This is a genomic window from Amycolatopsis solani (assembly GCF_033441515.1).
GTDB classification, from domain to species: domain Bacteria; phylum Actinomycetota; class Actinomycetes; order Mycobacteriales; family Pseudonocardiaceae; genus Amycolatopsis; species Amycolatopsis solani.
In genome coordinates this window covers 4,362,505-4,382,140 of the sequence record NZ_JAWQJT010000001.1, presented here as the reverse complement: position 1 = coordinate 4,382,140, position 19,636 = coordinate 4,362,505, and the positions used below count along the sequence as shown (strand labels likewise).

Annotated in this window: 24 protein-coding genes; 11 read left to right on the top strand and 13 right to left on the bottom strand. The window is 73.4% G+C overall.

Translation table 11 applies throughout. The annotated features are described in order from the left end of the window. Nucleotides 1–24: 24 nt before the first annotated feature. The 3 genes from SD460_RS20410 to rimP form a co-directional block, all read right to left on the bottom strand. The gene (locus SD460_RS20410) at nt 25–309 is read right to left on the bottom strand and encodes a YlxR family protein (protein ID WP_290062468.1); all 285 of its coding nucleotides are present in this window, start codon (nt 307–309) and stop codon (nt 25–27) included. Between the two features lie 110 nt (nt 310–419). Beyond that, nucleotides 420–1,466, bottom strand: a complete 1,047-nt coding sequence (gene nusA, locus SD460_RS20405) for a transcription termination factor NusA (RefSeq protein ID WP_318306512.1) — start codon at nt 1,464–1,466, stop codon at nt 420–422. Next, nucleotides 1,463–1,996, bottom strand: a complete 534-nt coding sequence (rimP, locus tag SD460_RS20400) for a ribosome maturation factor RimP (protein WP_290062466.1) — start codon at nt 1,994–1,996, stop codon at nt 1,463–1,465. The genes nusA and rimP overlap by 4 nt, the downstream gene beginning before the upstream one ends. 109 nt (nt 1,997–2,105) lie before the next feature. On the opposite strand from rimP, the gene SD460_RS20395 reads away from it, so the two are divergent. After that, complete coding sequence (locus SD460_RS20395) at nt 2,106–3,035, top strand: ferritin-like domain-containing protein (RefSeq protein ID WP_290062465.1); 930 nt, start codon at nt 2,106–2,108, stop codon at nt 3,033–3,035. A 62-nt stretch (nt 3,036–3,097) separates the two neighbouring features. Here the strand turns inward: SD460_RS20395 and SD460_RS20390 are convergent, their stop codons facing one another. The 5 genes from SD460_RS20390 to SD460_RS20370 all read right to left on the bottom strand — a co-directional run bounded on the left by SD460_RS20390 (nt 3,098) and on the right by SD460_RS20370 (nt 8,328). Beyond that, a complete protein-coding gene (locus SD460_RS20390; protein ID WP_290062469.1) occupies nt 3,098–3,727 on the bottom strand; it encodes a hypothetical protein in 630 nt (209 codons plus the stop codon). A 79-nt stretch (nt 3,728–3,806) separates the two neighbouring features. Next, nucleotides 3,807–4,820 carry an aminotransferase class V-fold PLP-dependent enzyme gene (locus tag SD460_RS20385; protein WP_290062464.1) on the bottom strand — a complete coding sequence of 338 codons (1,014 nt, stop codon included), beginning with the start codon at nt 4,818–4,820 and terminating at the stop codon, nt 3,807–3,809. A gap of 31 nt (nt 4,821–4,851) precedes the next feature. Beyond that, entirely contained in the window at nt 4,852–5,616 is a 765-nt protein-coding gene (locus tag SD460_RS20380) for an isocitrate lyase/PEP mutase family protein (protein ID WP_318306511.1), read from the bottom strand. A 604-nt stretch (nt 5,617–6,220) separates the two neighbouring features. Then, nucleotides 6,221–6,874: a GOLPH3/VPS74 family protein gene (locus SD460_RS20375; RefSeq protein ID WP_290058242.1), complete on the bottom strand. Its 654-nt coding sequence runs from the start codon at nt 6,872–6,874 to the stop codon at nt 6,221–6,223. A gap of 11 nt (nt 6,875–6,885) precedes the next feature. Further along, nucleotides 6,886–8,328: an ArnT family glycosyltransferase gene (locus tag SD460_RS20370; protein WP_290058241.1), complete on the bottom strand. Its 1,443-nt coding sequence runs from the start codon at nt 8,326–8,328 to the stop codon at nt 6,886–6,888. Between the two features lie 169 nt (nt 8,329–8,497). Here SD460_RS20370 and SD460_RS20365 point away from each other — a divergent pair, with 169 nt between their 5' ends. Together SD460_RS20365 and SD460_RS20360 are read left to right on the top strand one after the other, a co-directional pair. Continuing rightward, nucleotides 8,498–9,736 carry a sensor histidine kinase gene (locus tag SD460_RS20365; protein WP_290058240.1) on the top strand — a complete coding sequence of 413 codons (1,239 nt, stop codon included), beginning with the start codon at nt 8,498–8,500 and terminating at the stop codon, nt 9,734–9,736. Further along, nucleotides 9,711–10,361 carry a response regulator gene (locus tag SD460_RS20360; RefSeq protein ID WP_318306510.1) on the top strand — a complete coding sequence of 217 codons (651 nt, stop codon included), beginning with the start codon at nt 9,711–9,713 and terminating at the stop codon, nt 10,359–10,361. Before SD460_RS20365 ends, SD460_RS20360 begins: the two co-directional genes overlap by 26 nt. Here the strand turns inward: SD460_RS20360 and SD460_RS20355 are convergent. The 4 genes from SD460_RS20355 to SD460_RS20340 all read right to left on the bottom strand — a co-directional run bounded on the left by SD460_RS20355 (nt 10,358) and on the right by SD460_RS20340 (nt 12,659). Beyond that, nucleotides 10,358–11,077: a M50 family metallopeptidase gene (locus SD460_RS20355; RefSeq protein ID WP_290058238.1), complete on the bottom strand. Its 720-nt coding sequence runs from the start codon at nt 11,075–11,077 to the stop codon at nt 10,358–10,360. The genes SD460_RS20360 and SD460_RS20355 overlap by 4 nt on opposite strands. Nucleotides 11,078–11,167: 90 nt before the next feature. Beyond that, nucleotides 11,168–11,542 carry a winged helix-turn-helix transcriptional regulator gene (locus SD460_RS20350; RefSeq protein ID WP_290058237.1) on the bottom strand — a complete coding sequence of 125 codons (375 nt, stop codon included), beginning with the start codon at nt 11,540–11,542 and terminating at the stop codon, nt 11,168–11,170. 40 nt (nt 11,543–11,582) lie between these two features. Then, nucleotides 11,583–12,158 carry a TetR/AcrR family transcriptional regulator gene (locus SD460_RS20345; protein WP_318306577.1) on the bottom strand — a complete coding sequence of 192 codons (576 nt, stop codon included), beginning with the start codon at nt 12,156–12,158 and terminating at the stop codon, nt 11,583–11,585. A 66-nt stretch (nt 12,159–12,224) separates the two neighbouring features. After that, the gene (locus SD460_RS20340) at nt 12,225–12,659 is read right to left on the bottom strand and encodes an SRPBCC family protein (RefSeq protein ID WP_290058235.1); all 435 of its coding nucleotides are present in this window, start codon (nt 12,657–12,659) and stop codon (nt 12,225–12,227) included. 23 nt (nt 12,660–12,682) lie between these two features. Here SD460_RS20340 and SD460_RS20335 point away from each other — a divergent pair, with 23 nt between their 5' ends. From SD460_RS20335 to SD460_RS20310, 6 genes are all read left to right on the top strand, one after another. Continuing rightward, on the top strand, nt 12,683–13,216 hold the full coding sequence (locus SD460_RS20335; RefSeq protein WP_290058234.1) for a TetR/AcrR family transcriptional regulator: 534 nt from the start codon (nt 12,683–12,685) through the stop codon (nt 13,214–13,216). A gap of 10 nt (nt 13,217–13,226) precedes the next feature. Continuing rightward, the gene (locus SD460_RS20330) at nt 13,227–14,921 is read left to right on the top strand and encodes a CocE/NonD family hydrolase (RefSeq protein ID WP_318306509.1); all 1,695 of its coding nucleotides are present in this window, start codon (nt 13,227–13,229) and stop codon (nt 14,919–14,921) included. A 65-nt stretch (nt 14,922–14,986) separates the two neighbouring features. Beyond that, entirely contained in the window at nt 14,987–15,391 is a 405-nt protein-coding gene (locus SD460_RS20325) for a hypothetical protein (RefSeq protein WP_290058232.1), read from the top strand. Next, nucleotides 15,388–15,573, top strand: a complete 186-nt coding sequence (locus SD460_RS20320; RefSeq protein WP_290058231.1) for a hypothetical protein — start codon at nt 15,388–15,390, stop codon at nt 15,571–15,573. Before SD460_RS20325 ends, SD460_RS20320 begins: the two co-directional genes overlap by 4 nt. Before the next feature lie 45 nt (nt 15,574–15,618). Further along, nucleotides 15,619–16,305, top strand: coding sequence for a response regulator (locus tag SD460_RS20315; RefSeq protein WP_318306508.1), 687 nt, complete (start codon nt 15,619–15,621; stop codon nt 16,303–16,305). Further along, complete coding sequence (locus tag SD460_RS20310; RefSeq protein WP_290058229.1) at nt 16,302–17,684, top strand: HAMP domain-containing sensor histidine kinase; 1,383 nt, start codon at nt 16,302–16,304, stop codon at nt 17,682–17,684. The genes SD460_RS20315 and SD460_RS20310 overlap by 4 nt, the downstream gene beginning before the upstream one ends. Here SD460_RS20310 and SD460_RS20305 read toward each other — a convergent pair whose 3' ends face one another. Continuing rightward, complete coding sequence (locus SD460_RS20305) at nt 17,685–18,080, bottom strand: ester cyclase (RefSeq protein WP_290058228.1); 396 nt, start codon at nt 18,078–18,080, stop codon at nt 17,685–17,687. It lies immediately after the preceding gene. An 80-nt stretch (nt 18,081–18,160) separates the two neighbouring features. Here SD460_RS20305 and SD460_RS20300 point away from each other — a divergent pair, with 80 nt between their 5' ends. Next, on the top strand, nt 18,161–18,697 hold the full coding sequence (locus SD460_RS20300) for a TetR/AcrR family transcriptional regulator (protein ID WP_290058227.1): 537 nt from the start codon (nt 18,161–18,163) through the stop codon (nt 18,695–18,697). Between the two features lie 37 nt (nt 18,698–18,734). Beyond that, a complete protein-coding gene (locus SD460_RS20295) occupies nt 18,735–19,631 on the top strand; it encodes a LysR family transcriptional regulator (protein WP_290058226.1) in 897 nt (298 codons plus the stop codon). Nucleotides 19,632–19,636 lie beyond the last annotated feature (5 nt).

Sequence of the window (19,636 nt, the reverse complement as noted above, 5' to 3'; positions counted from 1 at the left end):
TGTCTGACGCTCATGGCTTCAGCTTCACGGCTGACTCATGACGGGTCGACCTGCTTCCTTGGTTCCTCGCGACCCCGGGAACGTCCCGGGCTCGTGGTGCGTAGTGGTGTGCTCGACGAACTCGCGGAGTTCACGAACGTCGAGCACCCCCGGGGCCCGCAAGGCCCTGGGGAAGGCTCGCCGCCGTTCGGCCTTGGCCAGGCAGTCCGGGTCGGGGTGCAGCCAAGCCCCCCGGCCCGGCAGCCGCCGACGTCCGTCGACGACCACCCGCCCGGCCACCGCGACCACGCGCAGCAGCTCACCGATCAATGCCCGCCGCTTGCAACCGACACAAGTCCGCACCGGGAGATTCCGGTGGGGCTGGTGCTCGGCTACCCGCCGCGGGCGTTGAACCACTCCTGAGTCTAGCGCTTCGACCTTCACTCAGCCGAACCGGTTGTCGCGGCGGGCCGCGTCGGACCGGCGTGGTCTTGATCACCCTCGTCGTCCACCGGTGCGGCGTCGCTGCGGATGTCGATCCGCCAGCCGGTCAGACGGGCGGCGAGGCGGGCGTTCTGGCCCTCCTTGCCGATCGCCAGCGACAGCTGGAAGTCCGGCACCACGACGCGGGCCGTCTTCGCCCGCTCGTCCACGACTCGTACCGAAACAACCTTGGCGGGCGACAGCGCATTCCCGACGAAGCGGGCCGGGTCCTCGGAGTAGTCGATGATGTCGATCTTCTCGCCGGCCAGCTCGCTCATCACGTTGCGCACGCGCGCGCCGACCGGGCCGATGCAGGCGCCCTTGGCGTTGACGCCCGGCACGGTGGACTTGACCGCGATCTTGGTGCGGTGCCCCGGCTCGCGCGCGACGGCGGCGATCTCGACGGTCCCGTCGGCGATCTCCGGCACCTCGAGCGCGAAGAGCTTGCGCACCAGGTTCGGGTGCGAGCGCGAGAGCGTGATCTGCGGGCCGCGGTTGCCGCGCGAGACGGTGACCACGTACGCCTTGATCCGGTTGCCGTGCTCGTAGGACTCCCCGGCCACCTGTTCGGCCGAGGGCAGCACGCCCTCGGTGTCCCCCACCTGGACCACGACCATGCCGCGGGCGTTCGCGCGGGCGTCGCGCTGGATGACGCCGGCGATGATCTCGCCCTCCTTGGTGGAGAACTCGCCGAACGTCTTCTCGTGCTCGGCGTCGCGCAGCCGCTGCAGGATGACCTGGCGCGCGGTGGTGGCGGCGATCCGGCCGAAGCCCTCGGGGGTGTCGTCCCACTCTTCGTCGACCTGGCCGTCGTGGGTCAGCGTGTGCGCGAGGACGCGCACCAGGCCCGTCTTGCGGTCGATGTCGATGCGGGCGTGCGACTGGTGGCCCTCGGTGTGCTTGTAGGCGGTCAGCAAGGCCGTTTCGATGGCCTCGATCACCGTTTCGAAGGGGATGTCCTTGTCCCGTTCGATCGCCCGCAACGCGGCGATGTCGACGTTCACTTCGACCCCTTCTCCGTCTCGGCGGCGATGATGCCGGACGCGTCGTCTTCGAGCAGTTTCAGGTCCTCGGCGGGCGGCTGCTTGAACTCGATCTCCACGACCGCCTTCGCCACGTCGGCGTAGCGGACGTCGCGGAACTTGCCGCCTTCGAGGACACGGGCGGCGTCCGCGCCCGCGTGGCCGACCCGGCCGATGAAGGCCGTGCCCTCGGCCGGGGTGATCTTCACCAGCCGGTACCGCGCGCGCCGCCAGTGGCGGGCCTGGGTCAGCGGGCGGTCGAGCCCCGGCGAGGTGACCTCCAGCGTGTAGGCGCTCGCCAGCACGTGGTCGTTCTCGTCGAGCGCCGCCGAAACCTTGCGGCTGACCTCGGCGACCTCGTCCAGCCCGACCCCGTCGTCGGCGTCGACGACGACCTTGACCAGCTGCCGCCGGCCGGCCTGCTGCACCTCGAACGAATCGAGGTCGAAACCCGCGGCGTTGACGGCTTCGGCCACTATCGGCTGGAGCCGGCTGGCGAGTTCTCCTGGCACGTGGGGCTCTCCTAGGTTGCGCGGGTCGGTGGTGGACCAGCTTATCCGGTCGCCCGCTCGGGCCGCGCGAGCGGCGGGGGCGGGCGGGGGCCTGGCAGGATGGGCCGACGTGACCGGAAGACCGACCGACCTGACCCGTCGTGCCGCCCTCCGCGCGGGGGCGCTGGCCGCGCTGGCCGTCCCGCTCGCCGCCTGCGGGCCCGGCTACGACGAAAGCCCCGACCCGCTGCAGCCGCTGCTGGCCGCCGCCGACGCGGACGCCACCGCCGCGCGGGCACTGGCCAAGGGCGAAGACGCCGCGGCCCAGCTCGCCACCGCGCGGGCGGCGCACGCGGCCGCGCTCAAGTCCGAAGTGGACCGCTTGAACCGGCCGAAACCGTCGCCGTCGCCTGCCCCGCCCGCCCCGGCGGCGCTGGGCGATCTGAAGGAGCGGCTGGCGACCGCGCGCAAGCAGGCCGAAGACCTCGTCGGCGGGCTGCCGCGCTACCGCGCCGGCCTGGTCGCGGCGGTCGCGGCGGGCTGCGCGGCGCTGCAGCGCATCGACCCGGCGCTCGGCCCGGGCGAAGACGCGCCGAAGGTGGGCGTCGCGCCCGGCGGCGCCGTGCCCGCGGAGGCGGTGGACCCGCTGCAGACCGCGCTGGCCGCCGAGCACGCCGCCGTGTGGGTGTACGGGCTCGTCGGCGCGTTCCTGCCCGCGGACTTCGGCGAAGGCGAGAAGAGCGGCGCCGCCGAGCACGCCCTGCGCCGTGACTTCCTGCAGGCGACGCTGGCGGCCTCGGGGGCGACCCCGGTCGCGCCCGAAGCCGCGTACGTGCCGAAGAACCCGGTGACGGACGCGAAGTCGGCTTCCCAGGTCGTCGCGACAGCCGAGGCGGACTGCTCGTCGGCGTGGCTGGCGGTGGTGAACCACACCGACGACGCGGGCCTGCGGACGACGGCACTGCACGCCCTGGTCGCGGCCTCCCGCCGCGGCACCCCGTGGCGCGCGGAGGCAGGCGAGAAGCCCACGGCGATCGCGATGCCCGGCCAGTCCGGCTGAAAAGCCGTGAAGGCCTCCTTCCCGGCTCTTATGGCCGGTAAGGAGGCCTTCACGGCTTGTGGTCAGGAGTGGAGGTCGGCCGACAGGCGCAGCGCGTCGTCGGCGATCTTCTCGATCAGGTCCTTGTCGGTGTGCTTCTCGTAGAAGTCGGCCAGCACGATCACCGTGTCCGTGCCGTCGACCTTCGAGGCGTACGCCGAGTTCTTGCCGGTCAGGCTCGGGGTGCCGGTGCCGGCGAAGGTCTTGTCCCGCACCAGGTCCGTCACGTTGCCGGTGTTGTCCTGGTCGGTGAGCGCCTTGAGCGACTTCGCCTTCGACGAGTCCGGCATCCCCACGACGACCACCGAGACCAGCGCCTTCGCGCCGCCCGTTTCGGTCGTGTACAACGCGCGGACCAGCGACTGGCACGGGTTGTCCTGGAAGAAGTCCTTGGTCCTGCCGTACGAGTTCGCCGGGCAGTCGTCGGCGCGCGCCGGCCCGGCGACCTTGGTGAACTGGTACAGCCCCGACGTCTGCGACGGCGGCTGCGCGACCGGCTCGTCCGGCGTCGAGTCGTGCCGGATCAGGAACCACAGCAGCCCGGCGACGACCGCGATCGCGACCAGCCCGGCGCCCCGGAGCAGCAGGGCCCGGGTGTCGCGCGCGGGCGGGCCCGGCGCGGGCGGGCGGGGCTGCGGGGGAACCGCGCCCAGCGGGGCCGTGTCGGACGGGCCTGGGGTGAAACGAGCACCAACCACGGCTCCATACGGTAGTTCACCGCCCGGACGGCGTTCACTCGAATGCGTGTAAGACGCGTTCGACGTCGTCAACGGTGTTGTAGAGGTGGAAACCGACCCGCACGCGGCCGCCGCGGAGGCTCGACGCGATCCCGGCCGCCGCCACCCGCTCCGGATCGGCGTCGAGCGACACGATCGCGGTACCGCGCGGCGAGAGCCCGAGCTTCTCCAGCAGCGCGTCGGCCAGCCCGGTGTTGTGCGCGTGCACCTGCGCCAAATTCACTCCATCGAGGTACTCCAGCGCTGCCGCGGCGCCGACCTGGGCGAGCCACACCGGGGAGAGGTCGAACGCGCGCGCGTCGGCGGCCAGGCGCAGCGGGAGGCCGTAGACGCTGGCCCACGGGTCCTCCCCCGCGTACCAGTTCGCCGCGACCGGCCGGGTGCGCTCGTGCGCGTCGGGGCGGACGTAGAGCCACGCGCAGCCCCGCGGCGAGAGCAGCCACTTGTAGCCCGCCGCGACCACCCAATCGGCCCAGGCGACGTCGAGCGGCAGCCAGCCCACCGCCTGCGTGGCGTCCAGCAGCACCGCCGCCCCCGCGGCTTCGGCGGCCGCGCGCAGGGCCGGGAGGTCCGCGATCCGCCCGTCGGCGGACTGGACGACGCTCACCGCGACGACGTCGTGGCCTTCGACCCGCTCCGGAAGCAGCTCCAGGGGCACTTCGGTGACCGTGACGCCCGGGTTCGCCGCGAAGGGGAACGTGACGCTGGTGAAGTCGCCCTCGGCGGCCAGGACGCGGGTGCCCGCGGGCAGCGCCGCGGCGACGTTGGCGACGAGCTGCGAGGCCGACGCCCCGATCGCGACCCGCTCGGCGCCGACGCCGAGCAGCCGGGCGAACCCGGCCCGCGACCGCACGACGTACTGGTCGAACTCGCCCGGCCGGGTCGCCCCGGTCCGCCACCGCTCGACCGACTCGGCCACGGCTTCGGCCACCGGCGCGGGCGGGATGCCCACGCTGGGCGTGTTCAGGTATCCGGGCGGGACGGCGAAGTCGGTTCCGAAGGCACGCATGCCCCGACTCAAGCAGACCGGGCCAAGCCGTTTAAGGCAGCAGCGCGACTACGTCGGCGTAAGAGGGCGGGCTCAGCGGCAGGTCACGGCCGTCACGCACGGCCCGCGCGGCCTCGGCGGCGGCCGCGAGGGCCATCCGGTAGGGCAGCGAGCCCAGGCTGATCCGGGCGACGCCCAGCTCCGCGAGGCCGGCCACGGTGACCTTCCCCGGCAGGAACAGCAGGTTGAGCGGGAGACCGGCGGCGACGATCCGCTCGACGTCCGCCGGCTCGGCGAGGCCGGGCACGAACACGCCGTCCGCACCCGCCGCCGCGTACGCCCGCACCCGCCGCTCGGCTTCGGCGATCGAGTGGCCGCCCACCCAGTGCGTGTCCGTCCGCGCGTTGACGAACAACGACGGCACGCGCTCCTTCACGGCCGTGACCAGCGCGGACTGGACGTCGACCGCGGCCAGGGAGCCGTCCGCGCGGCCGTCTTCGAGGTTGACGCCGACGGCACCGGCCGCGGCCAGCTCCTCGGCGAGATCGGCGACCGCGGCCGGGTCCGCGCTGAAGCCGTCGGCGATGTCGACGCTCACCAGCACGTCCAGCCGGGCCAGGCGGGCGGCGAGCGCGACGGTCGCGGCCCGCGTCGACGGCGCGCCGTCCGGCTCCCCCACCGCCGCGGACACCCCGAGGCTCGTCGTGCCGAGCGCGCGGAACCCCTGCGCGGCGAGGAAGGCGCCGACGCCGAACTCCCACGCGTTCGGCAGCAGCAGCGGGGACCCGGGAACGTGCAGGGCACGGAATTCGTCCATGCCCCGAAACCTAGGCCCGCGACGCTTCGGCGGGCACCGAAGCGAACGGCGCGGCGTCCGCGTGAGCCCTCGCGGACTCGCAGGGCTCGGAAATCCTGAAGAGACACCGGCCGAGGCAGTGGCCGCTGTGGACCACTACCTCGGCCGGCTGTTCACCGGCTGACGCCAGCGAGCCCCCTCGGCTCCCTGGGCCACCGGACCCGCGGAGCGCAAGCGCCGTGGAGGACGCCCGCTCCGCCGCTCAACCACCACCGGAACTCGCCGCTTGGGCCTCGCGCGGCGCCGGAATCGCTCCGCCGGGTGCCCGCGAACGCTTGCCACGGTCGCGGGCCGCGCAGCGCGCAGCGCCGAAACCGCCGCGCCGCCCGCTCCGCCACTCGACGGCCGCGAGCGCCGTGGCGGCGGGCCGGCCGGCCGCCGGAACTCGCCGCGGGCCGCGCTCACGTTGCCCAGCGCCGAACCGGCTGTGCCGCCGCCGAACTCGCCGCGGGCCGCGCTCACCTCGCTGCTCACCGGTCCGGCCGCGCCGCCGCCGGAACTCGTCGCGGCCCGCGCTCACGTTGCCCAGCACCGAACCGGCCGCACCACCAGCCGGCGGCACCGCTCAGCCCCCGCCGCCGCCCCCACCCGACGCCGCCGAGATCGCGGCCGTGCGGGCCGCGCTCACCTCGCGGATCACCTTGCGCAGGGCCGGGACCACCGCGCCCGCCTGCTCGCCCAGCTGCGCGATCCGGGCCTTGTACCGCCGCCGTTCCGCGCGCGGGAGGACCGCGCCCAGCTCGGCCGCCGCGGCCAAGGCCGTCAACGCCGCGATGCCCGGGGCCACCTCGCCCGTACTCCGCAGCGCCGACGTCACCTCGTCGTGCAGCGCGGCCGCCTCGGCACGATCGCGGACCGCCGGGCGGCGGCGCGGGAACAGGCCGAGCAGCCGGGACGTCCGCAGCGTGATCACCCCGGCTGCGTCGAGCTGGGCCTCCAGGGACTCGAGCGTGCCGCGGGCGCCGCGGCGGACGCGGGTGCGCCACTTGCGGTGCGGGTCCGCCGACAGCTCGGCCAGCAGGTCGTCGAGCACCAGGTGCCCGGTGCCGCCGGCGCCGGTGACGACCGGGCGGCCGTCCTCGTCGGCGACCAGGCCGCGCAGCACCAGGTCCGTCAGCGCCGCCGCGCGGACCAGCAGTGCCACGCGCTCGCGGTCCGGCAACCGGTCGCGCCGGGTGTCGCAGGCGAGCAGATATGCCCGTGCGGGCAGGGAAAGCATCGTCGTTCTCCTCACTGCCGCTTCAGCGCGGGCCAGATGTCCCGCCACGGCGCCGTCCGGCCGTCGTATTCCCACAGCAGTCCGTCGACCACCGTCGTTTCGCGCGCGAAGTACGGCCGCAGCTGCCCGGGGTCGAAGCCCGCGAACAGCACCGCGTCGGCCGACTCCGGTGGCGGGCCGAAGTACCAGTACCCGCGGTGTCCACTGTAGACACGCTGGATGCCGTACGGCGGCCCGTAGAACTCCGTCACCGCCGCGAACGGGTAGATCTCGGCGTACACCGCGGTCCGCGCCCGGACGTCGGCGGGCAGGGCCGCGTACGCCTGCCCGATCGCCTTCGCCAGCTCCTGCTGCGGCAGCTCCCCCTGCGCGAACGCGCTGCCGAGCAGGAACGGCCCGTACGACGTCCGCGCCGTTGCCGGCCACACCGGCAACGCGGCCAGCGTCACCACCGCCGACAGCGCGAACACCGGCCACACCACGGCTTTCCACCAGCGGACCAGATTCCGCCGGGTCAGTTCGGTGGCCGCGGCCGCGAACGGCACCGCGTACAACCCCATCACGTAGTTCGCCCGGCCGTGCATCAGCAGCACCGCCACCGAGACCGCCAGCGCCGCGACGCCGAGGTACCGGTACGGCCGCAGCTCGGGCGAGCGCAGCAACCGCCACATCCCGTACCCCAGCGCCAGCACGCCCGCCCCGACCCCGGCGCCGAGGAGCGCGTCCCGCGCGAAGCTGCCGTAGCCGGGGAATTCCGCCGCGACGACGTCACTCATGTGGGTGTACGGCCAGCCGTGCGTGGCCTGCCAGACCAGCGTCGGCAGCGTGGCGGCGACCGCGATCGCCGCACCCAGCCACAGCTTCGGCCGGCTGAACAGCTCCCGCGGTCCCAGCCACAACGCGGCGAGCAGCACCGCCGCCCACAACGCCGGGATCAGGAACTTCGTCTCCAGCGACACCGCCGTCACGACGCCGGCCCACACGAGCAGGCCGTCGCGGCGCGTGCGGGTCCAGCGGACCAGCAGCCACGTGACGACCGTCCAGAGGAACGGGTCGAGCACGTACGTGGCCAGCCAGTGGCTCGCGATGACGACACCGGACGTCGCGTAGCACCCGGCCGCCAGCACCTGGGCCCCGCGGCCGCCGCCGAACTCGCGGGCGATCAGCGCCGTGACGACCACCCCGGCCGCCGCGGCCAGCGTCATCGGCAGCCGCAACCCGACCAGCGAACCCGGCGCGAGCCAGTCCATCGCCGCCGCCAGTGCCGGGATGAGCGGTGGCTGGTCGAAATACCCCCAGTCCAGGTGATCTCGACCGGCCACCAGGAAGTAGAGCTCGTCGAAGCCGCCGGCGTAGCGCCCGCTGGTCAGCAGCAGCGCGAGCCCGGCCAGTCCCGCGACCACGAGCACCGGGCCCGTGGCGAACGTCGTCTTCGGTCGCGTTAGGACGGTCACCGTTCCTCCCCCCTCGTCGTGGTGTCCCCAGTCCACCGGTTCGGCGGGCCCCGGCGAAACCGGACGAGGGTGGTGATCGCGGCGACGAAGGTTGCGGGCCCTGGCGGCCGGGTGCAACTTTGGTTGCGATCCGGGCGCGGCGGCCTCGCGCGGCGGTTACCGTGACCGGGTGACCACCGCCCGGCGGCCGTTGTGGCCGAGCCGTTCCGACGCCTGCTGGCTGTTCTTCGCGGCGTTCGCGTTCGCCGGGATGAACGTGCTCTTCTTCGCCATCGGCGACCGGACGACCGGCGCGCTCGGCCCGGCGGCCGGGCTGGTGCTGCAGGTCGTCTGCGACCTCAGCCTGGTGCTGCTGTTCCGGTTCCCGGTCCAGGTGTGCGCCTTCGTCACCGCGGTGGCGTTCGCGATGCTCGCGTCCGACGTCTTCGCGCCCGGCCTGCTCGTGCCGGTCCACCCGCTCGCCCTGCTGACCGTCCCGACGATCACCCCGGTGATCCTGTCGCAGGCGGCGCGGGTGCTGGACCGGCGGACCGTCCTGTGGGTGGCCGGGATCCTGGCCGTCGTGGCCTCGCGGCCGTGGGCGCCGGACTGGGCGGTCACGCCGTTCGGGCTGCTCAGCACGGCGCTGCCGGCGCTGGTTTCGCTGTACTTCGAAGCGCGGCGCCAGCTGCTGCAGTCGTTGCGCGACCGCGCGGAACGGGCCGAGCGCGAACAGCACCTGCTCGCCGAGCAGGCCCGCGCGGAGGAACGGCGGCGGCTCGCGGGCGAGATGCACGACGTCGTCACGCACCGGCTCAGCCTGATGGTGCTGCACGCCGGCGCGCTCGGCGTCGTCTCGGCCGAGCCGTCGGTGCGGACCGCGGCGGAGGACATCCGCCGCGAGGGTGCCCAGGCGCTCGACGAGCTGCGCGACCTGGTCGGTGTGCTGCGCAACGGCACCGAGGTCGTCGGCGCGCGGACGCTCAGCCCGGCCGAACCCGGCGACCCGGCACGGCTGGTGGAGGAGTCCCGCTCGGTCGGGGTGACGACGGAGCTGGTGGTGGACGGCGACCCGGCGCGGGTGTCCCCGACCGTCGCGCGCACCGCGTTCCGGCTGGTCCAGGAGGCGCTGACGAACGTGCGCAAGCACGCGCCGGGCGCGTCGGCGACGGTTTCCCTGCGCTACCACGACGACGGGCTGGACGTCTCGGTCGGCAACACGGCCGCGGCGCGCCCGCCCGACCCGGCGCTGGCCGGCAGCGGCTCCGGCGCCGGGCTGGCCGGCCTGCGCCAGCGCGTCGAGCTGGTCGGCGGCCGCTTCGACGCGGGTCCGGCACCCGGCGGCGGGTTCCGGGTCGGTGCGATACTGCCCGCTTACGTACCGACGGCGGAAGGCACGCACTGTGATCCCGGTGCTCGTGGTCGATGACGAGCCGATGGTGTGCGCCCACCTGCGCACGATCCTGGGCTCGGCGGGCGACATCGACGTGGTGGCCCAGGCGGCCGACGGCGCCGAAGCCGTCGAAGCCGTGGTCCGGCACCGGCCGCGCGTGGTCCTGATGGACCTGCGGATGCCGGGCGTCGACGGCCTGACGGCGATCGCGCGCATCACGGCCATGCCGGACCCGCCGGCGGTGGTCGCGCTGACGACGTTCGACGCGGACACCTACGTCATCCGTGCACTGCGCGCGGGCGCGGCGGGCTTCCTGGTGAAGTCGACCCCGCCGGAGGACCTGATCGGCCTGGTCCGCGTGGCGGCGGACGGCCACACGGTGCTTTCGCCGTCGGCGGCCCGCCGGTTGGTGGCGCTGTCGTCGGACGGCCGCGAACGCGGGGAGGACGCGCGGCGCCGGACCGCGGGCCTCACCGACCGCGAGCGGGACGTGCTGGCGTGCCTGGGCGAAGGACTGTCCAATGCGGACATCGCGGGCCGGCTGCACTTGGCCGAGGCGACGGTGAAGAGCTACGTGTCGCGGATGCTCGTGAAGCTGGAGTGCGCGAACCGGACGCAGGCGGGGTTGCTGGCCCACGAGGCGGGGTTGGTGGTCCGCTAGGGCCACAGCAACGGGAAGGCGCGTGAGACCGCCCAGCCGATGAGGGCGAACCAGGCGGCGATCCAGACGAAGCCCGGGATCCCGGTGTACTCCGCGAGTACGGCGGCATCGTCCTGCTGGGCCTCGCCCCGGAAGCGGTTGAGCACGAGCACCCGCAGGCCGCCGATCTCACTGGTCAGCAGCAGCCAGGCTTCGGCGTAGGCGACGCCGTCCCGCAGCCAGTGCGGTGCCCAGCGCAGGGCGCAGAACGCGATCGCCCCGACCGCGGCGACCGCAGCGAAGGTGAGCAGGTCCCGGGTGAACACCAGCAGGAAGACCATCGCGGCCGCGGTCAGCGCCAGCACCGCCGGGACGAGCCCGCGGTGCAGCAGCGCCGCCGCGCCCAAACCGGCCAGCGGGGGCATCGCGTACCCGGCGGCGCCGATCAGCACCCCGGCCAGTGCCGACGGGATCCGCTGCCACGTGCCGCCGGACTCGGCCCCCGTGACTTCGACGCGCAGGACCTTGCCCCCGGCCAGGACGCTCACCAGCGCGTGCCCGCCCTCGTGGAACAAGGTGCCCAGGAAGTTGGCGCGGTAGAGCACGCTGCGCCGTCCGTTCGCCGGCGCGGCGAGCGAAACCAGCACCACCACCCCGGCCAGCAGCGCGGTCGTCGCGACGATCCCCCGGCCCGGCGCGGGCACGGTCTCGTTGAGCACGGCGAACGCCGACGCCATGGCGTCCCTCCCGGAGCCGTTTTCCCCAGTGTCGCCGGGAAAACGGCCGGGTGGGAGAGCGTTCGCCGATTGTCCAGGAGCTGTCCTGGCCTACGCCGAAGCGGGCGTGTGCTCCGCGTCGTAGGCGTCACGCGCGTCCTGCACCGAAGCCATGTGCACTCGCGCCCACTGGTCCAGCATCTCCAGCGGCTCCGACAGGTTCCGGCCCAGCGGGGTCAGCTCGTACTCCACCTTCGGCGGGATCGTCGCGTACGCCGTGCGGGTGAGGATGCCGTCGCGGACCAGGCTGCGCAGCGTCTGCGTGAGGACCTTCTGCGAGATCCCGTCCACGCGGCGGCCGATCTCCGTGAAGCGCAGGGGGCCGCCCTTCAGGGCGCCCACGATCAGGACGGTCCACTGGTCGCCGATGCGGTCGAGCAGCTGGCGGGTCGGGCAGTTGCGGTCGTACGGGTCGGGTCGCCACACAGCGCGTCTCCTCACTTTCCCGGAGAGAGTAACACGCGTTTCAGCCGGTGGGAGCCATCAGCGCTTCGAACAGGACCCGCAGGTGACGGCGCCCGCGTTCCCACCGTGCTTCGAGTTCGTCCTGGTCCTTCGTCGCCCAGCTGGCGATGAGGATGCCGCGCACGACGTCCATCGCCGTGTACACCGCGTGCAGGAACTCGTGGTGCTCGGCGTGCTCCGGCAGCAGCGCCGTGCCGAACTCGACCAGGCTGGACGTCGCGATCGGCTCGACCACGGCCATCTGGCGGCGCAGCTCGGGATCCGTGCGCGAGGCCACCCACAGCTCCACCGTCGCCGAGAACACCGGGCCCTGGTGCATCTCCCACATCAGCTGCAGCGCGTCGCCGACCGGGTCGCTGGACGCGCGGAGCCGGTCGAGCTCGGCCATCGCGACCTCGGTGCGCTTGGCCGCCAGGTGCCGGATCGCCGACGTCACCAGGTCGGCCTTGGTCGGGAAGTGGTGCACCTGCGCGCCGCGCGTGACACCGGCGCGGTCGGCGACGCGGGTGGTCGTCGTGCCCGCGTAGCCGTACTCGACGAGGCAGTCGATCGTCGCGTCGAGCAGCCGGACGCGCATCGCCGCGCTGCGCTCCTCCTGCGTGCGGCCGGTCGATCCCCGTCGTGGCGCTGACATGCGCCCACCTTATGGGGCCGCGGTCGCCGCCTCGACCAGGCCCGCCACGACCCGCTCGATGAACCGCGCCAGGAACCGGCGGTAGAGCGGGCCCGTGCCGGGGATCTTCGCCGTGAACGTCGAATGCCAGTGGATCTCGGTGCCGCCGTCACGCGGCGAAAGATCGACGTGGGCGACGTAGTCCCGCAACGGCAGGCCGTGCTCCAGCGCGTAGCCGAACCGCCGGCCCGGCTCCAGCGCGACGATCTTCTCGTACGACTTGACGCCGCCGGTCCGGAACAGCCGGACCGCGCCGAGCCCTTCCGGCTCCCCCTCGCCCTCGCGGACCAGCTCGAACGAGCCCAGCGGCGACCACTCCGGCCAGCTCGCGCCGTCGCGGAGGAGCGCGTAGACGGCGTTGGGCGGCGCGGACGTCCGGCCGCGCACGGAAATTCTCTGTACCATCTGGTACGTGTACCATCTGGTACATGATCGGGACAAGCCCGCGCGACCGGCTCCTGGCCTCGGCCATCGACCACATCGCCCACCACGGCGGGGCGGGCAAGAGCCTGCGGGCGCTCGCGGCGGACCTCGGCACCAGCCACCGCATGCTGATCTACCACTTCGGGTCGAAGGAGGGCCTGCTCACGGCGGTGGCGCGCGAAGTGGAAGCCCGGCAGCGCGCGGCACTCGCCGGCCTCGACCCGGCGGAGTTCTGGCGGCGACTCACCGACGACGACCTGCGCGCCAACGAAAAGCTCTTCTTCCAGCTCTACGGCCAGGCCCTCGGCGGCACGCCGGGCACGACCGGGCTCCTCGACGGCGTCGTCGACGACTGGCTCGGCCCGATCGAAGCGCTGCTCGCGCAGTACGGCGTCCCGGAGGACGACCGCGCCGCCCACGCCCGGCTCGGCCTCGCCGTCACCCGCGGGCTGCTGCTCGACCTCGTCACGACCGGCGACCGCGAAGCCGTTGACGCCGCCATGGCGCAGTTCCTGGCGAGGTACGGACCACGCACGTGATACTGGCGCGATGCGCCTGCTACTGGGGATGTCGGCCGCACTGCTCACGACGATCGGGGTGACGCCCGTGGCGGCGGCCGCGAGCCCGCCCGTCCGCGAGACGGCGTGGGTCGAGACCGGCACAGACCACGATCGGGACGGGAAGATCGACCGCGTCGCCGCGGACGTCGTGCGACCGGCGACGGGCGGCCGCGTCCCGGCGATCCTCGACGTCAGCCCGTACTACGCCTGCTGCGGCCGCGGCAACGAGTCGCAGAAGAAAACGTACGAACCGGACGGCACCCCGGCTCAGTTCCCGCTCTTCTACGACAACTACTTCGTCCCACGCGGGTACGCCGTGGTGCTCGCCGACGTCGGCGGCACGAACCGCTCGTCGGGGTGCTTCGACGACGTCGCGAACGGCAACGCCGTCGTGGACTGGCTCAACGGCCGGGCGACGGCCTTCGACGCGCCCGAGGCCGGCCGGCCGGTGACGGCGGACTGGGCGACCGGGGACGTCGGCGCGATCGGCAAGTCCCAGGACGGCGCCACCGCGATCGGCATGGCCGCGTCCGGGATCCGCGGGCTCAAGACGATCGTGCCGCTCGAAGGGGTCGCCGACAACTACGCCCAGCTCATCGCGAACGGCTCGCCGCTGGCCACGCCGGAGCACACCGGGTCGGCCTTCACCTACAACGAGCGCGCGGCCGGGCTGTGCAAGCCGTTCGAGGCGGACCTCAAAGCGCGGATGGGCACGAACGGCGACTACAACGCCTACTGGCGCAGCGTGCGCTACGTGCCGGAACCCGGTCAGGCGAGCGTGCTCGTCGCGCAGGGGTTCGGGGACGGCGCCGTCGCGCCCGACCAGTTCGCCGCCTACTGGGACGCGCTCGGCCGGGCGGGGGTCCCGCGCAAGGCGTGGCTGAGCCAGGCCGGGCACGTCGACCCGTTCGACCTCCAGCGGGCGCAGTGGGTCGAGACGCTGGGCCGCTGGTTCGACCGCTGGCTGAAGGGCGTCCGCAACGGCGTCGAACACGAGCCCGCCGTGCACCTCGAGACCACGCCGGACCACTGGACCGACGTCCGGAGCTGGCCGCCCGCGACCGCGCCGGTGACGTTCCGGCCCGGCTCCGGCACGGCCACGGTCGTCGACGACCCCGCCGTGGGCCGCGAGGAATGGGCGGCCGGGGTGTCGGCCGCGCGGTTCACCGGTGCTTCCCTGCCCGCCGAGGTCCGGATCGCCGGGTCGCCTTCGGTGACGGTCACGGCGTCGTCCGACAAGACCGCCGCGCGGCTCGGCGTCGCGCTCGTCGACTACGGCCCGGCGGACGTGCGGAACACGGCGAACTTCGGCAGCGGGATCAGGAACCTGGCGACGACGTCGTGCTGGGGCGTGAGCCGGCCCGGGGATTCCGCCTGCTTCCTCGACACGGCCACCGACCTCGTGCACGTCGACCACCGGATCATCGCGTACGGCTCGGCCGACCTCGGGCACCACGCGTCGCTGCGCCGCGGCGAGCCGCTCGTCCCGGGCCGGGCGTACCCGATGACGTTCACCCTCACCGCGCTCGACCACGTCGTCCCGGCCGGGCACCGGCTCGGGCTGCTCCTCGGCGGCACCGACGGGCTGCGGTTCGACCCGGCGTTGCCGGCTCTGGGTGACACGCTGACGTTCGACCTCGCGCGCACGTCGGTCACCTTCGGCCTTACAAAGCCCGAACAGTAGGCGGACGCCCTTCGAACACCGCCGCGCGAAAGTTCTCCTCGTACCCCTTGAGACGAGGAGAAACGATGCGAGGAACCACCTGGACGCGGCTGGCACTGGCGGGCTGCGGGAGCGCGGCCTGCCTGCTGGTGGCGGCACCGCTGGCCTCGGCCCAGACGACGTCGCCCGCCCCGGTCGCGCCGATCACGCTCAGCCCCGAGGAGTCGCAGCAGGTCTGCTCGGACTGGGTGCCGAAGCTGCAGAAGAAGGCTGACAACCTGAAGAAGCGGATCAACGGCGGCGCCGAGATCAGCGGCTCGGTCGCCAACCTCAAGGCGCGGGCCGCCGACCAGCGCGCCAAGGGCCACACGCAGCGCGCCGACCAGCTCGACCAGCGGGCCACCAAGCGCCAGGGCCGCGTCGGCGAGCTGGACGCGGCCAAGCAGAAGCTCGACGCCTTCGCGTCCGCGCACTGCAAGCCGGCCAAGTGAGGGCGGCGAGGATCGCGGCCGCGGTCGGGGCCGCCGCGCTCATCGCGCTCGGCTGCTCCGGCTGCCGCGACAACCTGATGGGGTCGCCGCCCGGCAGCGCGCCCGCGTCGTCCGAACTGAGCGGCGTCGAGTCGACGTTGAACGGCATCGAATCCGACATGAACAGCGATGGCACGCCCTGACCGGCTAGCGTCTCCTCGTCTGTGACGGCGGAGACGGGAGCGGGTATGGGGTCACCGGGGCGCGGCCTCGTCCTCGTGGTCGAGGACGAGGCCGCGATCGCCGAACTGGCGGCGCTCTACCTCAAGCGCGACGGCTTCGGGGTGCACGTCGAGGCCGACGGCGGGCGGGCCCTCGACGCCGTCCGCCGCCTCAAGCCGGTCGCGATCGTGCTCGACATCGGACTGTCCGGAATGGACGGTATCGAGATCTGCAAAGCGTTGCGCGCGGCCGGGGACTGGACGCCGGTGCTGTTCGTCACCGCCCGCGACGACGAGCTCGACCGCCTGCTGGGCCTGGAGATCGGCGCGGACGACTACCTGACCAAGCCGTTCAGCCCGCGTGAGCTGGCCGCCCGGGTCCGGACGGTGCTGCGGCGCGCGTCGGGGGCGACGCCGGCCGCATCGGCGTTCACGGTCGGCGGCACGCGGGTGGACGTGGTTTCGCGGCGGGCTTGGGCGGGCGACGCCGAGGTCTTCCTGACGTCGACCGAGTTCGACCTCCTCACGCACCTGCTCCGGCACCCGGGGCAGGTGCTTTCGCGCGACCAGCTGCTCAGCGCGGTCTGGGGCTACGCCGCGGCGGCGGGCACGCGCACCGTGGACGTCCACGTGGCTCAGCTGCGGGCGAAACTCGGCGCGTCGAGTCCGATCCGGACGGTCCGCGGCATCGGCTACGCGGCGGACCCGGCGTGAGGGGCACGCTCGCCGGCCGGATCACCCTGGTGTGCCTGGCGGTCGCGGGGGTCGCGGTGATCGTCGCCGGGCTGGTCGGGGCCCGGCTGATCCGGACGACGGCGGACAACGCGCTGCAGTCGTCGCTGTCCGCGCAGGCCGACGTCGTCGCGTCGCAGCTCGACGACACCGGCATCGGCAACCGCCTCGGCGTCGGCAAGGTGGCCGACGTCGTGCGCGGCCAGGGCATCTCGGTGGTGGTCCGCCGCGCGGGCGGCCAGGCGCTGGGTGAAGCAGTCGCGGTGCAGGCCGCGACCAAGGTCGGCCTCGCGGCGGACCACTCGAGCCGCACCACGGTCGGCGGCGCGCAGTACCTGGTCGAGACCCGGGTGGTCGGCACGCGCGGCGCGGCGTTCGCGCTGGTCCTGCCCGCGCGCAACGCCGAAGCGACGCAGCGCGCCCTGGTGCGCAACATCGCGCTGGCCCTGGGCATCGGTCTGCTGGTGGCAGCGGTCGCGGGTTTCGTGTCGGGGTGGCTGCTCGGCCGTCCGCTGCGGAGGGCGGCTCTGGCGGCGGGCTCGCTGCGAGCGGGCCGCCGCGACGTGCGGGTGCCGGTGCAGGGCCCGCGCGAGGTGGCGGAGGTCGCGGGCTCGTTGAACTCGCTGGCCGACGCACTGGCGGTGAGCGAAGCGCGGCAGCGGGAGTTCCTGCTGTCGGTGTCGCACGAGCTGCGGACGCCGCTGACGGCCGTGACGGGCTTCGCGGAGGCGATCGCGGACGGCGTCGCTTCGGGTCCCGACGCGGTCCGGGCCGGCGAGACGATCCAGCGCGAGGCGGCGCGGCTCGAGCGGCTGGTGACGGACCTGCTGGAGCTGGCCCGGCTGGGCGCGGACGAGTTCCGCCTGGACCTGGCCTCGGTCGACCTGGCGGCGCTGGTCCGCGACTGCGCGGAGGTGTGGCAGCTGCGCTGCGCCCGCGAAGACGTCCGGCTGTCGGTGTCGGCACCGGCGTCCCCGGTCCCGGTGGTGGCCGACGCCCGGCGGCTGCGTCAGGTGGTGGACGGACTGGCGGAGAACGCGCTGCGGGTGACGCCGGCGGGTGCCCCGATGGTGTTTTCCCTGTCGGTGTCCGCTTCCGGCGCTTCCCTTTCAGTGCGTGACGGCGGGCCGGGCCTGGCACCCGAGGACTACCCGGTGGCGTTCGAGCGCGGGGTGCTGAACGCGCGTTACCGGGACCGGCGCCCGGTGGGGTCGGGCATCGGGCTGGCTTTGGTGCACGGGCTGGTGACTCGGATGGGCGGGACGCTGACCGCGGGCCCGGCCCCGGAGGGCGGCGCGGCGTTCACGATGACGTTCCCCCTGGCCACTTCAGACGCGACGGTCCCCCTCCGCCTCCCCTGATCACGCCAGCTGGGCCGCGCGGTCCGTCACGTCCATCAGGGCCCAGTGCTCGACGACCCGGCCGTCGCGGACGCGGATCATGTCCATGCTCGTCACGGCGTAGCTGCGGCCGGTCGAGATCTGCGTTCCGGTGCTCGTGTAGCGGTTGACCGAAAACTCGCCGTCGGCGACGTTCTGCTCGACCCGCACGCCGACGTCGCGGAAGTCGGCGAAGAACTCGCCGCCGAGCATGGCTTCCCACTTCGCCCGCCAGGCGTCGATGCCGTGGTGGTCGCCGCCCGCGCCGCCGCGGTGGTCGACCACGTGCGGGTCGATGTAGCGCAGACCTTCCGCGACGCTCTCCGCGGTGAACGGCGTCAACGCGATCAAGCGGCGGTGCACTTCGGCGGCGTCCATGCTCACTCCTTAAGCGGGGAGTTCCCCGGATAGCGTTCGGTTATGCTAACCGGGGAAGTCCCCACTTGGCCAGGAGCGGCATGACGGCACGGGCGCGCAGGTCGGACGCGCGAGACAACCAGGCACTGGTCCTCGCCGCGGCCAAGGAGGTCTTCGCCGAGGACGGGCCGGACGCGCCGTTGGACCGCATCGCCCGCCGCGCCGGCGTCGGCAACGCGACGATGTACCGGCACTTCCCGAACCGGCGAGAGCTGGTCGTCGCCGTGTACGCCGACGAAGTCGCGGAGCTGCGAAGGCGCGCGGACCTCGACGCCGCCGACCCCGGCGAAGCACTCTTCGCGTGGCTCGAGCTGTTCGTCGAGCACGTGCGGACGAAGCGTGCGCTCGCGCTCTCCCTGGCCGATCCCGCGGGCGAGCACGAGAGCCTGTTCGCCGGCTGGCACGCGGCGATGAACGCGACCGCCGCCGCACTCCTCGACCGCGCCCGGGCGGCCGGCGTGGTGGCCTCCGACTTCACGGAGCTGGACCTCCTCCTGCTCGCCACCGGCATCGCGTTGTCCGGCGGCGAGCCCGGGCGGCTGCTCACCCTGGTCCGCCGCGGCACGGCGACCCGCTGACCGCGTACCTGGGCAGTCGGCTCGTTAGGGTCGAGGAATGGAGATGCTGCACCTGCGCTACTTCGTCGCGGTCGCCGAGGAACTGAACTTCTCCGCCGCCGCGCGGAAGTTGCACATGGCCGCCTCTCCGCTCAGTCAGCGGATCAAGGACCTCGAGCACGAACTCGGGCAGCAGCTGTTCGACCGCAGCACCCACCACGTCACGCTCACCGCCGCCGGGGCCGCGCTGCTGCCGCTCGCCCGGGACGTCCTCGAGCAGGTGAGCGCCATCCCGTGGCGGCTCAAGGAGGCGACCCGGCCGCAGCGCAGCACCGTCTTCCTCGGCATGCCCGCCGGCGTGCACCCCGACCTGCGGGACCGCGTCAACGCCCTCGCCGAGCGGGTCAAGGCGCACTACGAGCTCAAGCGCTGGCCCGGCACCACCGCCGACCTCGTCCAGGGCGTGCACGACGGCAAGCTCGCCCTCACGCTGGCCCGGCTGCCCGTCACCGACCCGGCGCTGGAACAGGTGCCGGTCATGTCGGAACGGCTCGGTGCGGTCGTCCCCGCCGACCTGTTCGCCGGGCGGGACTCGGTCAGCCTGGCCGAGCTCAAGGAACTCCCGTACGTCGCCTCACCAGGGGAAATCACGCCTGCCTATTTCGACCAGCTCGACCACCAATTGAACGAACTCGGCGTCAAGAAACGCATTCGCCTCACCAATACCGGCTACGGCGGGACGTCCGAAATAATTTCCAGCGGCGAGGCCTTTTCCATTTCCATGCTGGACGACCGGAGCCCGATGCACGGCTACCGCCTGGACAACGTGATCGTCCTGCCGTTCAGCGACTTCCGGCCCCAGCTGGACACCGGCTTGCTCTGGCGCCGGGACCGCGATCTCGGGGAGCTTGTCGAAGCCGCGAAGGACATCTTCGCGGACCCGATCAGCACGTAAAACAA

Bases quoted from the DNA above. Each gene is read 5' to 3' on its own strand.
- SD460_RS20305 (WP_290058228.1), bottom strand. From the start codon at position 18,080: ATGGACGCCGCCGAAGTGCACCGCCGCTTGATCGCGTTGACGCCGTTC.
- SD460_RS20340 (WP_290058235.1), bottom strand. From the start codon at position 12,659: ATGGTACAGAGAATTTCCGTGCGCGGCCGGACGTCCGCGCCGCCCAAC.
- SD460_RS20380 (WP_318306511.1), bottom strand. From the start codon at position 5,616: ATGGACGAATTCCGTGCCCTGCACGTTCCCGGGTCCCCGCTGCTGCTG.
- SD460_RS20345 (WP_318306577.1), bottom strand. From the start codon at position 12,158: ATGCGCGTCCGGCTGCTCGACGCGACGATCGACTGCCTCGTCGAGTAC.
- SD460_RS20295 (WP_290058226.1), top strand. From the start codon at position 18,735: ATGGAGATGCTGCACCTGCGCTACTTCGTCGCGGTCGCCGAGGAACTG.
- SD460_RS20385 (WP_290062464.1), bottom strand. From the start codon at position 4,820: ATGCGTGCCTTCGGAACCGACTTCGCCGTCCCGCCCGGATACCTGAAC.
- SD460_RS20300 (WP_290058227.1), top strand. From the start codon at position 18,161: ATGACGGCACGGGCGCGCAGGTCGGACGCGCGAGACAACCAGGCACTG.
- SD460_RS20375 (WP_290058242.1), bottom strand. From the start codon at position 6,874: ATGCTTTCCCTGCCCGCACGGGCATATCTGCTCGCCTGCGACACCCGG.
- SD460_RS20355 (WP_290058238.1), bottom strand. From the start codon at position 11,077: ATGGCGTCGGCGTTCGCCGTGCTCAACGAGACCGTGCCCGCGCCGGGC.
- SD460_RS20335 (WP_290058234.1), top strand. From the start codon at position 12,683: ATGATCGGGACAAGCCCGCGCGACCGGCTCCTGGCCTCGGCCATCGAC.
- SD460_RS20325 (WP_290058232.1), top strand. From the start codon at position 14,987: ATGCGAGGAACCACCTGGACGCGGCTGGCACTGGCGGGCTGCGGGAGC.
- SD460_RS20330 (WP_318306509.1), top strand. From the start codon at position 13,227: ATGCGCCTGCTACTGGGGATGTCGGCCGCACTGCTCACGACGATCGGG.
- SD460_RS20315 (WP_318306508.1), top strand. From the start codon at position 15,619: ATGGGGTCACCGGGGCGCGGCCTCGTCCTCGTGGTCGAGGACGAGGCC.